This window comes from Thermococcus barophilus MP (genome assembly GCF_000151105.2).
Classification (GTDB): domain Archaea; phylum Methanobacteriota_B; class Thermococci; order Thermococcales; family Thermococcaceae; genus Thermococcus_B; species Thermococcus_B barophilus.
In genome coordinates this window covers 1,600,504-1,618,885 of the sequence record NC_014804.1, presented here as the reverse complement: position 1 = coordinate 1,618,885, position 18,382 = coordinate 1,600,504, and the positions used below count along the sequence as shown (strand labels likewise).

Annotated in this window: 24 protein-coding genes and 1 tRNA gene; 8 read left to right on the top strand and 17 right to left on the bottom strand. The window is 40.1% G+C overall.

Features of this window, described 5'->3' with window-relative positions; translation table 11 throughout:
- Positions 1–31: 31 nt before the first annotated feature.
- The 3 genes from gor to TERMP_RS09055 all read right to left on the bottom strand — a co-directional run bounded on the left by gor (position 32) and on the right by TERMP_RS09055 (position 3,632).
- Entirely contained in the window at positions 32–1,990 is a 1,959-nt protein-coding gene (gene gor / locus TERMP_RS09065) for a glyceraldehyde-3-phosphate:ferredoxin oxidoreductase (protein ID WP_013468104.1), read from the bottom strand.
- 123 nt (positions 1,991–2,113) lie between these two features.
- Positions 2,114–3,238 carry a fructose-1,6-bisphosphate aldolase/phosphatase gene (gene fbp / locus TERMP_RS09060; RefSeq protein WP_013468103.1) on the bottom strand — a complete coding sequence of 375 codons (1,125 nt, stop codon included), beginning with the start codon at positions 3,236–3,238 and terminating at the stop codon, positions 2,114–2,116.
- A gap of 160 nt (positions 3,239–3,398) precedes the next feature.
- Positions 3,399–3,632 (bottom strand): hypothetical protein, encoded by a 234-nt coding sequence (locus tag TERMP_RS09055; protein ID WP_013468102.1) that lies wholly within the window; start codon positions 3,630–3,632, stop codon positions 3,399–3,401.
- A 97-nt stretch (positions 3,633–3,729) separates the two neighbouring features.
- Here TERMP_RS09055 and TERMP_RS09050 point away from each other — a divergent pair.
- A tRNA-Trp gene (locus TERMP_RS09050) sits at positions 3,730–3,869 on the top strand.
- Positions 3,870–3,995: 126 nt separating this feature from the next.
- On the opposite strand, the gene TERMP_RS09045 is transcribed toward TERMP_RS09050, so the two are convergent.
- Positions 3,996–4,448: an Lrp/AsnC family transcriptional regulator gene (locus TERMP_RS09045; protein WP_013468101.1), complete on the bottom strand. Its 453-nt coding sequence runs from the start codon at positions 4,446–4,448 to the stop codon at positions 3,996–3,998.
- 63 nt (positions 4,449–4,511) lie between these two features.
- Positions 4,512–5,066: an XTP/dITP diphosphatase gene (locus TERMP_RS09040; protein ID WP_013468100.1), complete on the bottom strand. Its 555-nt coding sequence runs from the start codon at positions 5,064–5,066 to the stop codon at positions 4,512–4,514.
- Between the two features lie 60 nt (positions 5,067–5,126).
- Between TERMP_RS09040 and TERMP_RS09035 the strand changes: the two genes are divergently transcribed.
- Positions 5,127–6,017, top strand: coding sequence for a hypothetical protein (locus TERMP_RS09035; protein WP_013468099.1), 891 nt, complete (start codon positions 5,127–5,129; stop codon positions 6,015–6,017).
- Here TERMP_RS09035 and TERMP_RS09030 read toward each other — a convergent pair.
- Positions 6,007–6,495, bottom strand: a complete 489-nt coding sequence (locus TERMP_RS09030; protein WP_013468098.1) for an adenosine-specific kinase — start codon at positions 6,493–6,495, stop codon at positions 6,007–6,009. The two genes, TERMP_RS09035 and TERMP_RS09030, sit on opposite strands and share 11 nt — an antisense overlap.
- A 59-nt stretch (positions 6,496–6,554) precedes the next feature.
- On the opposite strand from TERMP_RS09030, the gene TERMP_RS09025 reads away from it, so the two are divergent.
- On the top strand, positions 6,555–7,457 hold the full coding sequence (locus tag TERMP_RS09025; RefSeq protein WP_013468097.1) for an Lrp/AsnC family transcriptional regulator: 903 nt from the start codon (positions 6,555–6,557) through the stop codon (positions 7,455–7,457).
- Here TERMP_RS09025 and TERMP_RS09020 read toward each other — a convergent pair.
- Both TERMP_RS09020 and TERMP_RS09015 read right to left on the bottom strand, forming a co-directional pair.
- Positions 7,446–8,378, bottom strand: coding sequence for an SPASM domain-containing protein (locus TERMP_RS09020; RefSeq protein WP_013468096.1), 933 nt, complete (start codon positions 8,376–8,378; stop codon positions 7,446–7,448). The two genes, TERMP_RS09025 and TERMP_RS09020, sit on opposite strands and share 12 nt — an antisense overlap.
- A 113-nt stretch (positions 8,379–8,491) precedes the next feature.
- Entirely contained in the window at positions 8,492–8,926 is a 435-nt protein-coding gene (locus TERMP_RS09015; protein ID WP_013468095.1) for a molybdenum cofactor biosynthesis protein MoaE, read from the bottom strand.
- Positions 8,927–9,178: 252 nt separating this feature from the next.
- Between TERMP_RS09015 and TERMP_RS09010 the strand changes: the two genes are divergently transcribed.
- Both TERMP_RS09010 and TERMP_RS09005 read left to right on the top strand, forming a co-directional pair.
- Entirely contained in the window at positions 9,179–9,898 is a 720-nt protein-coding gene (locus tag TERMP_RS09010; protein WP_013468093.1) for a hypothetical protein, read from the top strand.
- On the top strand, positions 9,882–10,277 hold the full coding sequence (locus TERMP_RS09005) for an RNA polymerase sigma factor (protein ID WP_013468092.1): 396 nt from the start codon (positions 9,882–9,884) through the stop codon (positions 10,275–10,277). Before TERMP_RS09010 ends, TERMP_RS09005 begins: the two co-directional genes overlap by 17 nt.
- 6 nt (positions 10,278–10,283) lie before the next feature.
- Here the strand turns inward: TERMP_RS09005 and TERMP_RS09000 are convergent, their stop codons facing one another.
- Together TERMP_RS09000 and TERMP_RS08995 are read right to left on the bottom strand one after the other, a co-directional pair.
- Positions 10,284–11,753, bottom strand: a complete 1,470-nt coding sequence (locus TERMP_RS09000) for a TrkH family potassium uptake protein (RefSeq protein WP_013468091.1) — start codon at positions 11,751–11,753, stop codon at positions 10,284–10,286.
- Positions 11,750–12,925, bottom strand: a complete 1,176-nt coding sequence (locus TERMP_RS08995) for an NAD-binding protein (protein ID WP_081452214.1) — start codon at positions 12,923–12,925, stop codon at positions 11,750–11,752. Before TERMP_RS08995 ends, TERMP_RS09000 begins: the two co-directional genes overlap by 4 nt.
- Before the next feature lie 250 nt (positions 12,926–13,175).
- Between TERMP_RS08995 and TERMP_RS08990 the strand changes: the two genes are divergently transcribed.
- Genes TERMP_RS08990 through TERMP_RS08980 form a run of 3 tightly spaced genes read left to right on the top strand, consistent with a single transcriptional unit; the run spans position 13,176 to position 15,469 of the window.
- The gene (locus TERMP_RS08990) at positions 13,176–13,361 is read left to right on the top strand and encodes a hypothetical protein (protein WP_048159819.1); all 186 of its coding nucleotides are present in this window, start codon (positions 13,176–13,178) and stop codon (positions 13,359–13,361) included.
- 21 nt (positions 13,362–13,382) lie between these two features.
- On the top strand, positions 13,383–14,534 hold the full coding sequence (locus TERMP_RS08985) for a M48 family metallopeptidase (protein ID WP_013468088.1): 1,152 nt from the start codon (positions 13,383–13,385) through the stop codon (positions 14,532–14,534).
- Positions 14,531–15,469: a hypothetical protein gene (locus TERMP_RS08980; protein ID WP_013468087.1), complete on the top strand. Its 939-nt coding sequence runs from the start codon at positions 14,531–14,533 to the stop codon at positions 15,467–15,469. Before TERMP_RS08985 ends, TERMP_RS08980 begins: the two co-directional genes overlap by 4 nt.
- Here TERMP_RS08980 and TERMP_RS08975 read toward each other — a convergent pair.
- Genes TERMP_RS08975 through TERMP_RS08945 form a run of 7 tightly spaced genes read right to left on the bottom strand, consistent with a single transcriptional unit; the run spans position 15,466 to position 18,363 of the window.
- A complete protein-coding gene (locus TERMP_RS08975) occupies positions 15,466–16,164 on the bottom strand; it encodes a ThiF family adenylyltransferase (RefSeq protein ID WP_013468086.1) in 699 nt (232 codons plus the stop codon). The two genes, TERMP_RS08980 and TERMP_RS08975, sit on opposite strands and share 4 nt — an antisense overlap.
- Positions 16,142–16,570 (bottom strand): type II toxin-antitoxin system VapC family toxin, encoded by a 429-nt coding sequence (locus tag TERMP_RS08970; protein ID WP_013468085.1) that lies wholly within the window; start codon positions 16,568–16,570, stop codon positions 16,142–16,144. Before TERMP_RS08970 ends, TERMP_RS08975 begins: the two co-directional genes overlap by 23 nt.
- The gene (locus tag TERMP_RS08965) at positions 16,558–16,746 is read right to left on the bottom strand and encodes a hypothetical protein (protein ID WP_013468084.1); all 189 of its coding nucleotides are present in this window, start codon (positions 16,744–16,746) and stop codon (positions 16,558–16,560) included. The genes TERMP_RS08970 and TERMP_RS08965 overlap by 13 nt, the downstream gene beginning before the upstream one ends.
- A gap of 1 nt (position 16,747) precedes the next feature.
- Positions 16,748–17,011 carry a ubiquitin-like small modifier protein 1 gene (locus tag TERMP_RS08960; protein ID WP_013468083.1) on the bottom strand — a complete coding sequence of 88 codons (264 nt, stop codon included), beginning with the start codon at positions 17,009–17,011 and terminating at the stop codon, positions 16,748–16,750.
- Between the two features lie 51 nt (positions 17,012–17,062).
- Positions 17,063–17,569: a CDP-2,3-bis-(O-geranylgeranyl)-sn-glycerol synthase gene (locus TERMP_RS08955; RefSeq protein WP_013468082.1), complete on the bottom strand. Its 507-nt coding sequence runs from the start codon at positions 17,567–17,569 to the stop codon at positions 17,063–17,065.
- A gap of 33 nt (positions 17,570–17,602) precedes the next feature.
- Positions 17,603–18,130: a GbsR/MarR family transcriptional regulator gene (locus TERMP_RS08950; protein ID WP_013468081.1), complete on the bottom strand. Its 528-nt coding sequence runs from the start codon at positions 18,128–18,130 to the stop codon at positions 17,603–17,605.
- Positions 18,131–18,135: 5 nt separating this feature from the next.
- Positions 18,136–18,363: an Lrp/AsnC ligand binding domain-containing protein gene (locus TERMP_RS08945; protein ID WP_013468080.1), complete on the bottom strand. Its 228-nt coding sequence runs from the start codon at positions 18,361–18,363 to the stop codon at positions 18,136–18,138.
- Positions 18,364–18,382 lie beyond the last annotated feature (19 nt).

Below are 18,382 nucleotides of genomic sequence, written 5' to 3'. Positions count from 1 at the left end.
CACTTCGATGGATAAAACAAAAATAGAAAATTTAGATCGTCCAATCAACTCCCAAAATTTCGCTGTAAGTATCAAGTACTCTCTTGAGGTATTCTTTTGCAGTGCCAACTTTGTCTTCCTTGAACTTTTCTGCCCACTTTTCGTTTCCAAACTCTTCAGCACCAGCGGCAACCAAATCAACGACCCTCATGCTGTCCCAGAATACAGGCTCGTAACCAGCTTTCTTTGCATAGTTTATGAGCTTTCTTATGACTTTCTTTGCGTGTTCCTCCATGTCAACATTCTCGCCATAGGCTTCGAGGAAGAGAGCTTTAAGAACTGGCTTCATCCATCCCCTGTGGAATCTGCACCATCCAACATTGTCATACCAGAACTCATACAAGGCACTTGCCACTATTTTGCTTGCTAACTCTTCTGGCTCAAGGAAAACGCCAAACTGATAAAATGTCCAGTACCTCCCTTGGATTGGTAGTGGAATGTAATTTCCTATAGCCCAATACATTGTCGGGCAGATTTCTCCATCTTCGCCAAGAGGTGTAAAGACTGCATAGTCCTTGAAGCTTTCCCCATATTTCAGCCTATCTTTGAACTTCTCATCAAGTATTGCACTTGCTTTCCTCTTTCCTAAGCCAAGGATTTTGGCAATTTCTGTTTCTGCAAAAGCTACCTTATGAGCCAATTCTGCAACAAGTCTTGCGTTCTTTTCACTCGCTTCAACGGGCTTTAGAATCAGATCATCTTTTGTAAAGTCTGGTTTGCCACTTAATCCCACTTCCTCTGGCTTGAGTAACCCCCTATAGACAAGCTCAAGAACCCATGAGGCTAAGCCACCAAACTCGATGGCATCAAAACCCATAGCATCGACTGCATGGACACTTATATCGCTTGCATAGATGTAAATGCTCCCGCTTAATGGTCCATTGGCTTCATATGGCTCATATTCAACGTGGTGGCCTCTGCGGAACTTTTTGCAAACAACGGGACACGGTTCTCCACAGGTTGTCCAGTTTTTGGTTTCTATTGCTTCCTTGTTGAAAGGCTCCCAGTAGTGCTTCATTATGTTCTCGTGGATTTTAATCCTCTCTTCTTTGTTAATGTAGGGCATCTGCCAGTTTAAAATTGGGACAAAGTCACCTTCAGCTGGATAGTTTCCTCCGAATGTTCCGCCGGTTTTCAGCTTTGGATTATAGCGATACTTGGTTGTTTTTTCTCCAATAACTTGAAACATGGGCTTTTTATGAACTCCTTCGACTATGGGTCTTGCGACTTTTATATCCCCTATGTTCTCACCTGGGAACTCTTTTTTGGCTTTTCCTCCAAAGATTATTGCCACAACATTATGTGCCCTGAGCAGAACACTTCCAGGACCGCCGCGAGCTGCCCAGTCTTCGCTTCCCTCTACACGCTTTCCATTTTTTAAAGTCTGTGAGAATATTGCTCCAAAGTTGGTGTTAAGTGAGGCTGGTCCTACGCAGGCGATTCTAAATTCTTCGTCAAATTTGTCTTTGAAGTTTTCAATAAGATATTCAGTTAGTGCATAGACTCCCTCTTCCCCTTTATAGCTACGCCAGATTTGTAAGAGCTTTTCAAGCTCCATCTCATGAAGCTCAACACTAACGTTTTCTCCGTCTCCCTGCAACAGGATAATGGTTGGTTTATCCCTTTTTCCTTCAAGAACTACGAAGTCCACACCAACTCTCTGAAAAATGTATGCTGCCCCGCCCATTGTTGATGGGAAGAGGGTTCCATAGAGTGGTGATCTGAAGATGAATACAAGTCTGTGGGCTCCAGGCAAAACCGATCCTGCGAATGGTCCTTTCCCAAAGACGGTAATATTTTTTGGGTCGTAGGGATCGAGTTCATATGTTTTATAGACTTCATCATGAAGATAGAGGGCATAGTCAATTATTCCGTAGATTCCTTCCTGCTGTATTTCATTCATGCTGATTTCTTTGGTTTTCAGGTTAATTTTGAGGGTTGTGAATTTCATTCTTATCCCTCCGTATCACTCTGGGTGTTAATTTAAAAAAAGAGTTATTTAAGGTTTTTGTCATAAAAAAGATTCTGAGGGCATGTACAGATAAGTACGTAAAATAAAAAAGCGGCAAGAGCTTTAAAGGGGTTCAAATCTGTCTTTGAGCTTTTCAAGAACCCCCGGCAATGTGGTGTATTCCATCTCCTCTAAGGGTAATCTGTGCGGTTCAAAGGGTCCATGCCTTCTCATGTATTCGGTGATCTCTAATGCTTTCTGTCTTGCCCAATCAAATGCTGGATCGTCAAAGAGATCAACTGGGCCGATCAGCTTTCCTTCTGGGCTTATCTGCCACCCCAAAGCTACAGCTCTTGGGGGTCCATCGAACCTTGAGGGGGTTGCGTATTTGAGGGGTACGGGCATTATTGGTCCGTTGTGACTTCCACGCATCCAGCCACTTACCAAGTGTGGAAATGCAAAGGGCTCAAGAACCTCTCCAAGAGCTGGCAAACCACTCTGTGCCCTCACTATTGCGACGGGATCGTCTTTTCCAACATACTCGCCGGCAATTTCATAGAGCTTCTCTGTAGAAACGACGGCAACTGGTTCATCCTTTGGGAGTTTATGTCCCTCCTTGGGGAATACTCTTTTTATTACATATCTGGATTTTGCCCCAATCAATGCCAGAATGTCATACATTTCCTCTGGAGAATTCATTATTACTCTTTTGTGTTCTCTGATGTCCCAAATTTCAAATCTGAAGCCCATATGCATGTTTGGATCGATCACAAGTCCTGCAGTGTTGAAAGGATCTGCAAACATTCTGAATATTGGGAGGTTAAATGCTCCTGGTTCAGTTTTATCCATGTGGAAAGTTACTATTGGCTCGCTTTTTCTTATTGTTATCTCCATTTCTGCCGCTCCAGGTCCCATTCCCCTGATGTTTCCACTGAATGCATCTTTAAGCAAATCTTGGCCAGCTCCATAAAGACCGAGTTCTTTGGCTGTCTTTGTTGCCTCTTTAAATGTTTCCCATGCAAGTCCATGGATATCTGGGCTGTCGGTTCCTTTTTTGTGCGTCATTATCAGTTGTAGATCGTCACCACAGTATGTGACGTGGAAGTCTATGATTGTTCCCTCTTCTTTTGCTTTAGATAATATCTCTCTGGCTTTCTCTATCAATGCTGGATGAACCTTGTGGTGTCCTGGCCATCCTCCAATATCTGCTTTTATTACGCTAATTGTTATCTTTTCTCCAACTGCCACTTTCATCACCAAGTAATTTATAAGTTATTTTAAGCTTATAAAATTTTGTTAATGCAAAGATGTATCACTACAAATGATACATAAATCCAACAAAAATCAAGAAGTTTAGCATAGTTTTGATTATGAAAAATAAAAATTATTTTGAGATTTTTACTTTGCCTCATTCGCAGATATCGGTCCATCCAAATTCTTCTTTCACTACTTTGATCAGGTTTTTGAGCTCTTCTTTTTTGATATTAACGGTGCTTGTTGCACCTACAAGAGCTATAATTCCATGAATTTCTTCCTGTACTTGTATAACGTCGTCACTGACCTTAATGACTTTGAGCTCTCTCTTTGCTACCTCATCTTCGCTGATCTTAAATTTGTCTTGACCAATCATTATAGCACTCATGGTGCTCACCAAATATTTTTGTAAGTTAAAGTTAATAAAATTTCCGCCCAGGCATAAAGCTTATAAGTTGGTACACTGGTAAAGGAGTATTGAACATGGGGGCGTGGTGTAGCCTGGTCCATCATCGCGGGCTCCAGAGGTGTGAAGACAGGCGGGTTTGCTGATTGGGGATGAGCCTTTGGAGCTCTGACCCGGAGAAACCCGCGGACCGGGGTTCAAATCCCCGCGCCCCCACCATAATTTTAACAGAAACTTTACTGACAAAGTTACACGCTTTTATGAGTTTGTTAACCAAGTTTGGGCGGGCTCATACAATTCCTCGCATCATCATAAAATCAGAAAGGAGAACGCTAATCATCGCCCTTATACGTCTTCTTTTACCGTAACGAATGAAACCATTGTAACTGTTTGATCTATCCCCTTTATCTCCCGCAATTTGTCGATTACTATTTTTCCGATGTCTTCAGCCGATGCCGCTCTAACCTTTATTAATAGATCCCACTCTCCGGCAATTATATGGACTTCATAAACTCCATTAATGGTTGCAACTCTTTCAGCTACCTCTCGTTGGGTGAGTCCAGAATCTGGATCATAACGTGCTAAAATGAACGCTGTAGTTCCCAAATTTAGCTTTTTGTAATTTGGTTTTATGGTGAACTTCTCTATAACTCCTTCTTCAACAAGTTTCTTTATGCGATAGTGGACAGTTGTTCTGGGTATTCCAAGCTTTTTACTCAGTGCCGCTATGTTTTCTCTTGCATTCTTTTTTAATTCTTCCAAAAGTTTCAAATCTATTTTGTCCAAAACCTCTCCCATCCTAACCCCTCACGGTATTGTCATTTCTTCAACTCTTGAGCTATTCCATTTGTCGTTTAACCATTATATAAGGTTTTCCTTTAGCCATTTTGAAAATGCCTCTAATGCTCTACCCCTGTGGGATATCTTGTTCTTTTCTTCTGTTGTCATTTCGGCAAAAGTTTTAGTGAACCCTTCTGGAATAAATATGGGGTCAAATCCAAAACCGAGATTTCCTCTTTTTGTATATCCAATTCTCCCGTTTACTATTCCTTTAAAAATGTGTATCTCCCCATCATAATATCCGATAACACTTTTAAAGTATGCTTTTCTGTTTTTAACTCCCTCCATAAGCTTTAAAATGCCCTCATTTCCGAGAGTTTTGAAAACATATGCGGAGTAAACTCCCGGAAATCCATTCAATGCTTCAATAAACAGCCCCGAGTCATCTATGAAAAACGGTTTGTCAATCTTATCTTTGAGCCATTCAATGGCAAATTTGACGACTTCTTCCAGTTCTTTTGCCTGGATTTCTGGATACTCAATTTTTTGCTGTACAATATTCACTCCTATGGAGTCAAAATACTTCTGAGCTTCCTTAACTTTACCTTTGTTTGAAGTTATGAACACTATTTTCATTATCTATCACCAATAACGGTTAAATACCATAATCCCAAAATAAAAGTTTGGGCAACTAAAATGAAGAAGGCAGTGGTGCTTATTTTACTGCTGATGGTGCTTGTTGGTATATATTACAAGGCTGGGGATTACATAGCCTCAGCTTATGTCTCGGAGGTTAGATTGAATCTTATTGGAGTTTCAGACAATTCTGTTGTCTTCAGGATGAGCTTAGTTGTTTCAAATCCCATAACATTAGATGTTAGATATGCTCCCCATAATCTCACTTTATACTATGATGACCATCCCCTGGCTGTTGTACGTACGTCTTCTGGAGTGTTAGCTGGAGGTTCCAAGAATGTGGTTATATATGAGGGAAAGATCCCAACTGAAACATTGAAGGAGTGGTTTTATTACTATGCAACCCATAGATGGCATTCCACGCTCTATGTAAGGGGCAGGATTATTGTGGAATTTGGACCGGTAAAGGCACCTATTTATGTTCATTCAAAGGTTGCTGATGTTTCTTCAAATCCTTTCATCGAGATCATTAATAAGGAGTTTCCGGGAAGAAAAGAAAATGTTGGGTATTATAGGCTTCGGTATCCTTCGGTAAAGTTCTCAGGAGTTACGTGGGATGGGAGAACGCTCAGAATGAAACTCACATATATCAACAATTCCACATCTCCTATTTTAGTCCAATTTCCAACTTATGAGTTTAGGGCAAATAACATAACCCTCGGAACAACTGTTACTGATTCAATTCTAATTCCCGGTAAGAGCATAGTTGAAAGTGAAGTGGCTATGGATACCCAAAATATTGAAAAGTTCTTGTTTTTACATTTTGCTAATGGAGAAACAACAGTGTTTGAAATATCAATGGAAGGGGCAATAAAGTATCTTGGGATAACAAAAAGAGGAAAAATATTTGACATAAAATTTACATACAGGACAGATATTTTCAGTCGATAGTGTATCCTATTTTTTCTACGAGTTCTCTTCTCTCTTTCTTCTGTTCTTCTGTTTCAATTTTGTTTGCCGCTTTACCATCAACGATTCCTAACACAGCTCTTCCCAGTTCTGTTTCTGCAACAATAACTTGCATTGGATTTTCGCTTGCTCCATAGACCATGGCAACTGCAGGATGGTTCTTAACGGTGTTGAGCACATTTATTGGGAATGCATTTTTCATTAAAATTACAAAGACGTGTCCAGCTCCAATTTTTACAGCATTCTTCGCAGCAAGCTCTTCAAGTTGCCTGTCATTTCCGGTATATCTTGTCAGCTGTGGCTTTGCTTCGTTCATGGCTATTCCAAATTTAATCCCGGGAACGGTTGTTAATAATGCTCTCGCTAAATCATCAACTGTGAATATTGAGAAGTTGCCTTGTCCGATTATACATTCAACACCTTCTGGTTTTTCGATGTCAACAACCTCAATCTTAACCATAACCATCACCAAAAATAATTTAATTCCGAGGGCATAAAACTTTTTCTTAGTGGGGTCGGATGAGTGAGGTAAAGATCGAGGAAGTTGAGTATCTCGCCGAGATCTTGGAGAAGTCTCCAAGAGAAAGCCTCCTGAAGATAGCAAAGAGGGAGGGAATAGATTATTATAAACTTAAAAGGCTCTATAACAAGTATTACGGCAAATACGTTCATGTTTCTGCTATCTATGATATCGCAAAGCTTGGATTAAAAAGCTATGTCGCATTCTTGTCAGTTCCGCGAGAGGAGATAAGGAGAGTTGCATCAGAGATGTCAAAAAATCCATTTATACCATCAATTGCTGCGATATTTGGATTTAAGAATGGAATTTCTGCAGTTCTTCATGTACCAAAAGACCAAACAGGATTAATCGATGAGTTGCTTTCAAGATATTCAGATGACTATGAGTACTATGAAGTGCGAGCTTATCCTGAAAAGCCCAAGGAGTTTGGAGAGTGGAATCTAAGTTATGACTATGCTGTTCTGATGGACATACTAAAATATGATGCCAGAACGAGCCCAACAAAGATGTCAGAAATTCTTGGAAAGTCCAGACCTACAATAAGATATATGATTAAAAGACTTGAAGAAACAGGGATAATCCGAAGATATTCTGCCTTGGTTGACATGACTGCATACGATAGGGGTTTTTGTGGGATAGCTGATGAACTTTCTGAAAAGCTTCTTGAAAAGTTTAAAAACTATGAAATTCTCATCGGTGTTTTAAAACCTCAGGGGTATCTTATTGAATGGTACTTTTCATCAAAAGAGGATATTGGGGCTAAAATATTTGAATTCAGTAGATATGTTAAAAAGTTTGCAATTTATTATTTTGATTTATTGGAAGGAATTGAACCAAGTTATAGGTTTGCAGAAAGAGTAAAAAAGGATGGAAGTGGATATAGATCGATTTTAGAATTCTAAATTGCAGTATTCAATGCCAAAGATGTCTCCGCTTGCTTGATACTCAAGAGCTCTGCAGTCATGGCAGAGATACTTAAATGGACACAGTTTACATTCTTCAATTCCATCTTTTGTGAGCTTCCAGAAGTTTTTCAGTCTCTTCTTTCTCCGGAGCTGTTTAACTGTTTCCCTTTTTGCATCTCCAACTATGAAGTTTCTTAAGAGGGGACAAGGCAGAGCATAACCATCGGCAGTTATCGTAAGGGTTCCAGCAAGACAGTCGTGGTACTTGTTGGCAGTTGCAGAATGTACTCGCTTCACCTCTATTACATTGAACTTGAGGTGCCTTAATGATCCGGGGTAGAGAAGATCCACATAAACTTCCCCATCAAATTCTGGCTTGCTTTTGATGAACTCTGCATATTGTTCTGGTTCTATCATTATTAGTGCTCCATGCACCCACTTTAACTCCTTCAGTTTTTTCAAGTTTTCTTTGGAGTATTCAAGCTCTACTATTACTCTAACATCATCTTCTGGAATTATTTTTTCGATATCTTTGATTCTTACGACTGCGTATACTTCTTTAATGCCAATTGCAGCTGCATGCCTTGCAACGCTGATGAGATATTCGACGCTGTCGTAATTTGTAAGGTACAGCTCCCTTCCATTGGCGAAGTAAAATTCCCGAATTATTTCCTTTATCCTCTCAACACTCAGTGGTTCTCGCCTTAGTATGAATTCGTTATTTCCAATACATCCAATAGATCTCGGAATACCGGTAATTTCGGAAAATTTTCCTTTTCCCTGTCCGAGCTGTAGGATAAGCCGCTCTAATTTTCCTGAGTGAGAGTAGTTTGCCCATGGTGGTTTTGCAATGGTTGCAATGTTCCATGATCTCTGTATCTCGGGTTGAGAGATGTTTGCACTGGCTATCCTCTCCATCAGCTTCACCGAAAAATAGTTCAAAAAGGGACTATATATACTTTTTCTATTCGGATTTTTCTTACTACTTATATTAGTTTGCAAAAAATGGAGAGTACATAAGCGTGCAATAACTATCCTGCGGGTATAATCTTGTCTCCCTCTATCCAAAATTCACCCTCGTCAGTCACTTCCCTCTTCCATATTGGGACTCTCTTCTTAACTTCATTAACTGCCCACATACAGGCTTCAAATGCTTCTCTTCTGTGCTTTCCTGCTGCGACGATCAATATTGTATTCTCCCCGACTTCAAGTTCTCCGTAACGATGCCATATCAGGATTTCTTCAATTGGAAACTTCTCTTTTGCTTCTTTTCTTATCTTTTCCATTTCCTTAAGTGCCATATCCTCGTAGGCTTCATAAATCAGCTTTTTCACTTTTCGTCCATGGCTTTCCTCTCTAACTTTACCTAAGAAGATTGCAATACCTCCAGCTTTTCTTGAAGAAACCAGCTCAATGGCTTTATTAACCTCAAAATCCTCCGGCTTTTTGAATAGCTTTGCGAGCATCTTTAACCCTCCAGAAATTCATTAATGTGCAAATTGTGATTCTTCTTAAATATTCTCCCTGTATTTTCATCGTATGAATGCATATGCCAATTGAGGAATTCATAGAATTTTTCAGGATCCATCTTGATACCTCAATAACCACTTCTTGGCGCTAAACTTTAAACCTTATCACTAATGTGAAAAGTTTTATAAATCTTAGTCAACCTACTTATATTGACCAAGGTTCACCGTTATTAATTAGGGTGATGCAAAGTGAAGCTTGAAAGTGTGAGACCAATGAACTTTAGTGGAATTCCTTTTGTTCTTGTTGTTGTTTCGTTTGTTTTGCTCATTGTATTGCCCAGATTAGTTTCGCATGTTCAAGGAATCTTTTTTGTTATAGGAGTCTTCTGTCTCATGGCATCTTGGGGAACGGGAGCTGAAGTTGAGGGAAATTCAATTGTGCTGAAGTATGTCTTTGGAAAGTTAAAAATAAGAATACCATTTGATGACATTGAAGAGATAACGACTCTCAACAGGCTTCAGAAAGGTGCGATTGCAGGATATTTTAAATGGGAGATACTTTTGTTCATAGTTTTTATTGCCTATGCCCTCTTTGACTTAATAACTCTACCACGTGGGCTTCTGAAGGGATATTATTTTGGAGATATTGGGCTTATAGTATTTGGGCTATTTTACATATTTGCTTTTGTAATACCTTTTTCAAGAAAGGTTTTTGTTGCAATTCTTGCATATTCCTTTGTACCAGTTGCTATTTTCCTATTGTATCAAAAAACCGGGAGTATTACAGGAGATGACATCTTTATGTTTATTGCTTTGGTGATGGTATTGGGTTTTGCCATTTTAGATATTTACGGAAAGGATTATGTCCTAATTAGAACCAAGAAAAATACTTATCTACTAACCTGCCGGAGCGCCGATGAAATTGTTAAAGCTCTCCTAAAGGTGGCTCAAAATGTTCAAGCTCCCTGAGAGAATGGAGATGATCTGGCTCATGAAGGCTGAGGGTCTTAGGGAGATTGAAATAGCTGATACCTTGGGAATTTCACGGCAGGCAGTGAATAAAGCCCTGAGAGATGCTAAAGCAAAGCTCTTCGAGATGTTTCTTGGCTTAGCTGAAGTTTTCGGATTTGAAGTTATAAGAGTTAATGTTGAGAAGGGATTTATGGTGACCAATGCAAAAATAGAACATGAGGTAAAGAGGGTTTACTTTTTCTATATTCCAAAAATGGGAGTTAGAGCATTCTTTGAAGATTCAGAATTCCCGGAATATTTACTCAAGCATGCTTTTGAGATCGGGATTGTCAAAAATCCAGTCAAAGGTGAACTGATAAAGATGCTGGAAAGCTAAAGCTGATCACCATCTCCAGTATGAGCGCGTGAAAAGCACAAGAACAGTCACTATTTCCAGCCTGCCGAACCACATGAGAACTATCATTAGAGCCCTTGTCTGGGGGGGAAATATAAGATAGTTTGCCATGGGGCCTATTTTTCCAATTCCTGGCCCAATGTTTCCAAGTGTCGCGGCAACTGCACTCATGGCATCTGTGGGATTTAGGTTAACAGATGCCCCATTAAGGATTACAAAAAGGGACGATACAGAGAATATGATAAAATAAAGTGCTATGAATGCAAGGGCACTCCTTATAGACCTTTCTCCGACAACAATCCCTCCAAGCTTCACGTTCATCAAGGATTTTGGATGGAATGATAAGGAAAGTTCTCTTTTTATGGCTTTTAGGGCTGTAACCCATCGGACTATTTTTATAGAGCCTGCCGTTGAACCGCTTGACCCTCCAAGAAACATGGCAAAGAAAAGAATAAATTGAGCAGGAAAAACCCACCTGGAAAAATTCATCGTTGCATATCCCGTTGTTGTTACAATTGATGCTACCTGGAAGATAGAATACCTGAAGGCTGTAATGAAATTAAGGTTAAACTGATGTTCCAGATATGGGACAGTTAGGAGTGAAAGGCCAAGGATAGCAAAAATATACCATCTGAACTCCTCATTTCTGATTATTCTGTAGTCTTTTCTCATGAGATACCAGAAAAGGGCGAAATTTGCTCCCGCAAGTATCATGAAGATTGTTATAATCCACTGAACAGCTGGAGAAAATGCCTTGATGGACTGGGAAAGGGGCGAAAATCCACCTGTGCTCATGGTGGTGAAGGAGTGAACAAGAGCCATATATGGTGTCATTTTCGGCGCGATGCCTATGTAGTGCAGAGTAATTAAGATTAGGGTTTCCATGGCAGTTAGTCCAACGTATATTCCCCAGAATATCCTTGCAGTGTTTTTTATATGAGGTGTTAGTTTTTCAAGCTGCGGCCCTGGTGCTTCAAGGCTCATAAGCTCTGAACCACCAACACTTAGCCTCGGAAGTATTGCTATCGCCAGAACCACTATTCCCATTCCGCCGAGCCACTGTGTTAGCTGGCGCCAGAACAGAATTGCCTTTGAATGGATGGAAAAATCCACCACAACTGTTGCCCCGGTTGTTGTGAAACCGCTCATACTTTCGAAAAGGGCATTGAGAGGATTAGCAATTGAACCTTCTCCAGCGAGGATATAAGGTAAAGCCCCTAACACTGCTATACTCAGCCATGCGAGGGAAACAAGAAGAAATGCTTCTCGAATTCCTATTTCCTCTCCGGCTCCAAGAGAGCGAAGAAAGCCTCCAATAATCAGACTCATTACCATTGGAATCAAAAATGGTGAGATGGGTGTTTTATAATAAAGAGCAACTGTTAAAGGTGCAAGAAATGAGATGCTAAAGAGGAGCATTATCTCCCCGAGAAGTGCCAGTGTTTCCTTTAGCTTCACAGAATCATGCCTCCCCCTTCGGTAATTACAGTGACAATATCACCTTTTCTGATCTTCATTTTTGGTGTGGGGAGTACGAGTCTTCCATCTCTGAAGAGGGGTCCAGGTATTCCGGAAAGGTTCTCTAAGGGAGTCCCCTCAAGGAACTCTCCGCTGAGAGCATACACTTGGAACTCGGGTCTTGTTACAACTCCAAGGACAGCTTTTCCTCTGACTGCTGCTGTTATTTTCCCTGCAGTTTCAAGCTCTGGGCTGAAAGAAATAGCACCAATCTTTTCGAACAAGGGTATATGCGAGCTCCGGTGAACCATCGAAAAAACTCTATCTATGCCTTTTTCTTTTGCAAGTGCTGATGCAAAGAAACACTTATAGTCTTGATCAAACGCCACGACTGCAATGTCAGCTTCACTTAGATTCTCCTCAGACCACAAAAAGTCGCTGAAAGGGTTTCCGGCAATAACTGTAACTCCATCGAGCTCATCTGCAATTTCATTTGCTTTTTTGAAATCATCCTCTACAAGTTTAACTTCTTTTCCCTTTGCTGAGAGCATTTTTGCCACGATTCTCCCGGTTTCCCCCGCCCCCAGTATTAAAACTTTTTTGGTTTTTGATTTTTTAAATGACCGTTCTATCATATTCTTCGTCGCTATAATAATGTTTTTATCATCAATTTTAAATGACCAAGGGGTTTTGATATGTGATGAGCTCATCCCTACATAGATGTCCCCATACAGTTTTCTAAAGAACACCAATTGGGGATACTCCATGACTCGGACTATACCTTCGGCTACAAGGGGGGCAGCACAGACCATTAAGTCCACACCAAGAGTTCTTCTCCCATGGCCCCAGACTTTTAGATACTCTATCCTTTTCACTCTTGCTATTGTGAAAGGACTTCCCAAGGTTTTTGAAAGAGAACACACAATTATGTTTGTTTGATCATTGTCGGTTGTTGCAATTACGTAATCGGCATTTTCAACTTCTGCCCTCTTCAAGGTCTCTGGAAGGGTTGCATCTCCAGGTATGGTAAACACATCGAGAGCATATGATATTTCATCAAGAATTCTCGGATTTCTATCGACAACGGTTACTTCATGCTTCATTGAGAGCCACTTTGCGATTAGGAATCCTGTCCTTCCGGCACCAACCACGATGACCTTCAATAATTCCACCTTAATGATTAATCTGGGTTATCTCCTAAAAACTTATCTGAACGTATTGGGATGAAAAAGCGATATTAAACTTATATAGACTTAATGCTCCAAGCTATATTCTACAGGTTCGAGGGAGTGGACTATTTCTGTTCATAATATCAAATAAAAATTCTCTGCATTTTGGGTTTGTTTCAAGTTTGAACCAAAATATTTTTCTATGAAATGCATTTCATTTAATCAGACCTAAAACCGAAAGCTGGTGGGTGAGATGAATTTGAAAAAAATAACCGACAATCCCGGGCTTCTAATGGGGGCACTGTTAATTCTGTTTGGAATCCTCAGCATGAAATGGATTATAGTCTGGAGTGGAATTTTCCTTTTTATTTTGGCATACATACTAACCGAATATAGCTCTCAAAGGGAAAGGATCACTGGAGTTGGTAATGAAAAGTAATCGCGGAATGGAGGGGGAGATATGGACTGGGTCATATTTTTTCTTGTAATCTCAATAATTACCATCACAGTTCCCCCGCTAATTATGAGGCTTCAGAGGGAGAAAATACTAAAGGGCGAAACTTCAAATGATGAAAAAATGTACAAAGGAACTAAGTTAATGCTGCTCTGCATAATTCTCGCGATTGGACTTTATTTTCCCCCAGTTATCGGGTTGGGTATTCTGGATAAGGTTATGGAACCCCTGGCTGAACACATCTCCAGCCCGTTTCTTGGTGCCTTGATTTTTATGGGAGTCTTTATAACACCGCTTTTGATTTCTATAATGCTTACGATACTCGTTGCCTCGAAAATAGAAGTAGAGGTTAAGGGTTTGAACATTAAAACGTGGGAAACGGTTAAGGGCATCCTCAAAGCATTTGCCTTTCTTCTTCTACCCGGAATCGTCTGGCTCGGGATATACCTTAACCTCCCCGAGAAGATTAGAAACAGCACTCTGGCCAGCTTTGGAGTATTTGTAATTTACATCCTCTCATTCTTTGCGCTCTCGCCTTATCTCACAAGGTTTTTCGGCAAGCCGAGGCAGGTTCCAGAGCCTTTGAGGACTGAGCTTTTAAAGTTCTGCGAGAGCCTCGGCTTTAAGGTGAGGGATATAAGGGTAACGGGAAAGAAAGAATACAAAATAGCCAACGCTGGAGTGACTGGGATTTTACCTTGGGCGAGGTATATCTTCATAACCGAATATATGCTCGAAACCTTTGAGCCAGAGGAGATTAAAGCAGTGATAGCACACGAGATTGGGCATATAAAGGGAAGACACCTCTGGATAAACGCTTTAATTGCAATCGGCTGGTTTGGTTTCTGGATGGGAATAGTCTTTGCCCTTATAAAGCTCGGTGTTGATATTCTCTCCCCTGTGGTGTTCTTTGGGGTCTTTTTTTCTGCTTATATCATTTACTTCGTCGTTATTCAGGGAAAAATTTCGCTGAGGAACGAATTCAAAGCCGATGAGTTCGCGGCAAAAGTCATTGGGAAGGAAACGGTGATAAAAACTCTTGAAAAGCTCGCAGAGGTAAATCTAACTCCAAAGAAAACCGGAAAGTGGTTCGGCTTTTTAAGCTTTCATCCATCAATTGAAGAACGAATAAGACACCTTGAGGAGGTAGCGGAATGAAAAAGTTGGGAGTTTTGCTGGTTGGAATACTTTTAGTTGGTTTAGTTGCTGGGTGTATTGGGGGTAAATCTACCTCTACAACCTCAACAACTGCCCAAACTTCAACAACTCAGCCTCAGACAATGACATCTTCGACGAGTATAACAAATATACCAACAACCACAACTTCATCTCCCTCAAAAACAATAACCCAAACTAAAACACAAATACAGCCGAAGATTTATTCTCGTGAAGAGCTGTTGGATAACTTAAGGAAAATTAAACAGTTTACGTATCTTGAAAACGTAAGCGTAACTCTCGACGTCAAGATTAAGCAAGGAAACCTTACCTTTAACGCTGGTGAGGTCAGTATAACTTCAAAGAAAGTAGGTTATGTGGATTTGATAAATAAGGAATCTGACATAAACACGACTACAACAACTTTCCCTGGTGGTGCAACGACATTTACAAGGGAGATCATTAAGGATGGAGAGGTTTATTTGTACTCAAACGGTGTATGGAAAAAGCTCACAAATGAAAGTTTTATACTTCCCCCAGAGGCTGTCCTAAACTTAACCTGGGGGTATAACGTTGTTAGCTTTGTTGAAAAATACCTTCAAAAAGAACCATTTAATAAAACCATTGAGAACGGCACTCAGATTTTTTATTACAACGTAACAACAGAGGACTTAACCCAACTGGCGAGGTTTTTCATTGGCTTTAAAGATACAAACGTAACATTTAACGTCAGTAAGGGGATTCTGGAGGTTAAATTTAGAAATGGAAATCTCATTGGTGGGAGAGTAGCATACAACATGGAAATTAAAATCTTAACAAAAGACCCTCAGGGAAGAACAGTTGAAGTTATTGAAACTGGTAGGGAGTATGAAGAATTCGTTGTTAAAGATATTAACGTGAAAAAGAATGTGAAAAAGCCTGTATCCTATAGGGCTTAATCTAAGTTGAGAACTTCAAAGCTTCCATGTGCCAAATCAACTATCAATAACTTGTTTGCTAATGGCTCCCCATAGCCTGTGATCAGCTTAATAACTTCAGCTGCTTGGATGGTTCCAATGACTCCAGCAGTTGCCCCTAAAATCGGGAACTTCTCTTTTTTCTTTGGCGGCTTTGGGAATATCTCCCTCAGACATTTTGTCTTTCCGGGGATTATGGTTGTAACTTGTCCGAACATTCCTTCAACTGCTCCATGAACCAACGGAATTCCTCTCTTATGGGCAAACTCATCCAAAAGGTACCTTGTTTCAAAATTATCCAAACAATCAACTATAACATCTACATCGGCTAAAATCTCTTCGATGTTCTCTTTTGTAAGCTTTCCCACAAATGTCTCAACTTTTATGTCTGAATTGAACCTTTCAAGCTTCCATTTAGCTGAGGGGGGCTTGGGATTTTTATCTATGTCCTCTTCCCAGTGGAGTATCTGCCTGTTTAAGTTGCTCAGCTCTGGTATTTGCTCATCAATTAAGAGTAAAGTCCCAACTCCTGCAGCCGCCAAATAATAAGCAACTGGACTTCCAAGCCCTCCAACTCCAACGACAGCTACTTTAGCCTTTTTGAGCTTTTCTTGACCTTCCACTCCAAAAATCCTGATCTGTCTGTCATACCTCTCAAGTTCTCTTTCGGTTAGCATTTTCAATCCCCAGAAGCTTTAAACCAAATTTTTTGAGCCTCTCAAAGTGTTTTACATTATTTGTAAGGAGAGGAATGCTGTGTGAAATTGCGATTGAGCCAATTAACAAATCTCTTACGTCAATTGGCTCTCCATCTTTTGAAAGTTCTGCTGCAATTTTCCCAGCAATCTCGGCAGATACCTCGTCGAGTTCAAGAATTAGTAATGTGTTTAAGAAAGCTTTGACTTCAAGTAACCTTTTCTCCCTTTTCTGGGACTTATATGCTCCGAGATATAATTCAAAAGCAGTTATCGTTGTTATTATGAATTGGTAGGTTTTTCTTAGTTCTTTCAATTTTTCAATTGTTTCACGTTTACCCCTAAGAAAATCAATTACAACATCGGTGTCAAGAATCAGATTTTCCATGTATCCCACATCCGTTTTATAGTTGCTTTGAACTCTTTTGCTTCTTCCTCACTCATATCCTTCCAGAGGCCAGCAAAGTCCATGAAATCCGGTTTCTCTGTAAAGAATATTTTGATTATCCTTTTTACTTCTTCTTCGTCTACCCATTCTGGAACTTCCACTTTTATCACTTTCATCTCAACCACCGCTCGCTGGCGGGAAGAGGGCAACAACATCTCCATCTTTTAATTCTTCGTCAAAGTTCACGTAGCTCCCGTTTCTTGACACGTTAACGTCAGCATCCTCACTTTGTTCAAAAACCTCATCTTTGAACTTTGGATGTCTCTCTTTTATGATTTTAATGAGATCTTTAACTTTAGCTCCGTCAGGGAGCTCTACAATTTCCTCGCTAACTCCAGCAAGCTCTCTGAAGCGGGCAAAATATTTTACTTTAACCTTCATGCTATCACCAAGAAATTTAATATTTCTCTTTTTATAAAAAGATTTATGGCACTACCAGGGAACGCTCTTCCATCCCATTTTATATGCAAATACGTTGGCAAACCAGTGAATAAAGGGCGTAACTGCCAGTAAAAACAAAACTTGCCCAGTTGAGAGTGTCTTTATAGGATATGCAAAAATTAGGGCTGCGATTAAAAACCCCCACTGGTCCAATCCCACAGCGGGATATCCCCTCTCCATCCCTACTCTTCTCTTCACAAAACTTCCAATTAAATCACCAATAAGGGCTCCTAAAGAAAGGGCAAATCCTAATTTTAATGCCACAGCAAAGGAGCCATAGAAGTTTGGGGTTATGTGATATTGGATAATGCTTATAAAAATACCTGTGAGTAGTCCTCCGAAGAACCCTCTCCAGGTTTTTCCATCTCCCAATAGACGCTTTCCATCAATGAATTCCTTACCAAAGTCCATTGGGGTCTTTCCCTTAAATATCACAGGGGATGCATTTGCGAAATATGCTGGAAGAATGTACCAAAGCGCCTCAAACAGAGGATTCATTTAATCACCTGCATGATTTTCTCGCTTTCCTTTTTAAGCTCTTTCATTCTCAAGTTCATGTAGGCAGAGGATTAATTTTTCGAGGAGCCTCTCTTCATCACTTCTTACAAGCAATTTTATAATTTTCTCTGTTATTTCATTTCTTTTAAGCATAAATTTCAGCTTTTCTCTTATTTTCTCGGCTTCTTCACTCTTGTCCTCTTTGATTTCTTCAAGAGCTTTTTGGACGTTTACCCTTGTTTGTCGGACATCTTCAAGAAGCTTGTTGTAATATGCAGCTTTTCTCCATTCTTTTAGATTCTTTATTGCTGTGAAGTATGCTTTTTTGTCTCCTGGCTTTTTAATCCTTGTAACTAAGCCAACACTTTCAAGGAGCTTTAAGGCGGAACTTACATGAGAAATAGAGTATCCTGTCTTTTCCGCAATTTCTCCTAAGCTTAGCGGTTCATCTGCAAAGAACAAAACACCATAGATGTACCCATAGAGCTCGCTTAGTCCAAACCTTCTTGCGGCGTTTGCAAAGTGATTCATCATAATCCTTCTTGCCTCCTCAATCCCCAACAGGATCACCTCGCACAGATTAGAGTTTCGGTATATAAAATTCCTTTATTCTCTTTTAAGATTTCGTTTCCAAGCTCGTTTAATCTTTGCAGATTTTCAACTTCCACTTTGGCGATGACATCGTAGTTCCCATAAAGAGTGTACACCTCTTTAACCTTTGAGATTTTCTTGAGATTCTTTGCAACTTCATTCTCCTTCCCGGTTTTAGTTGTAATTAAGATAAAGGCAATCATCGATGATCACCAAAAGATT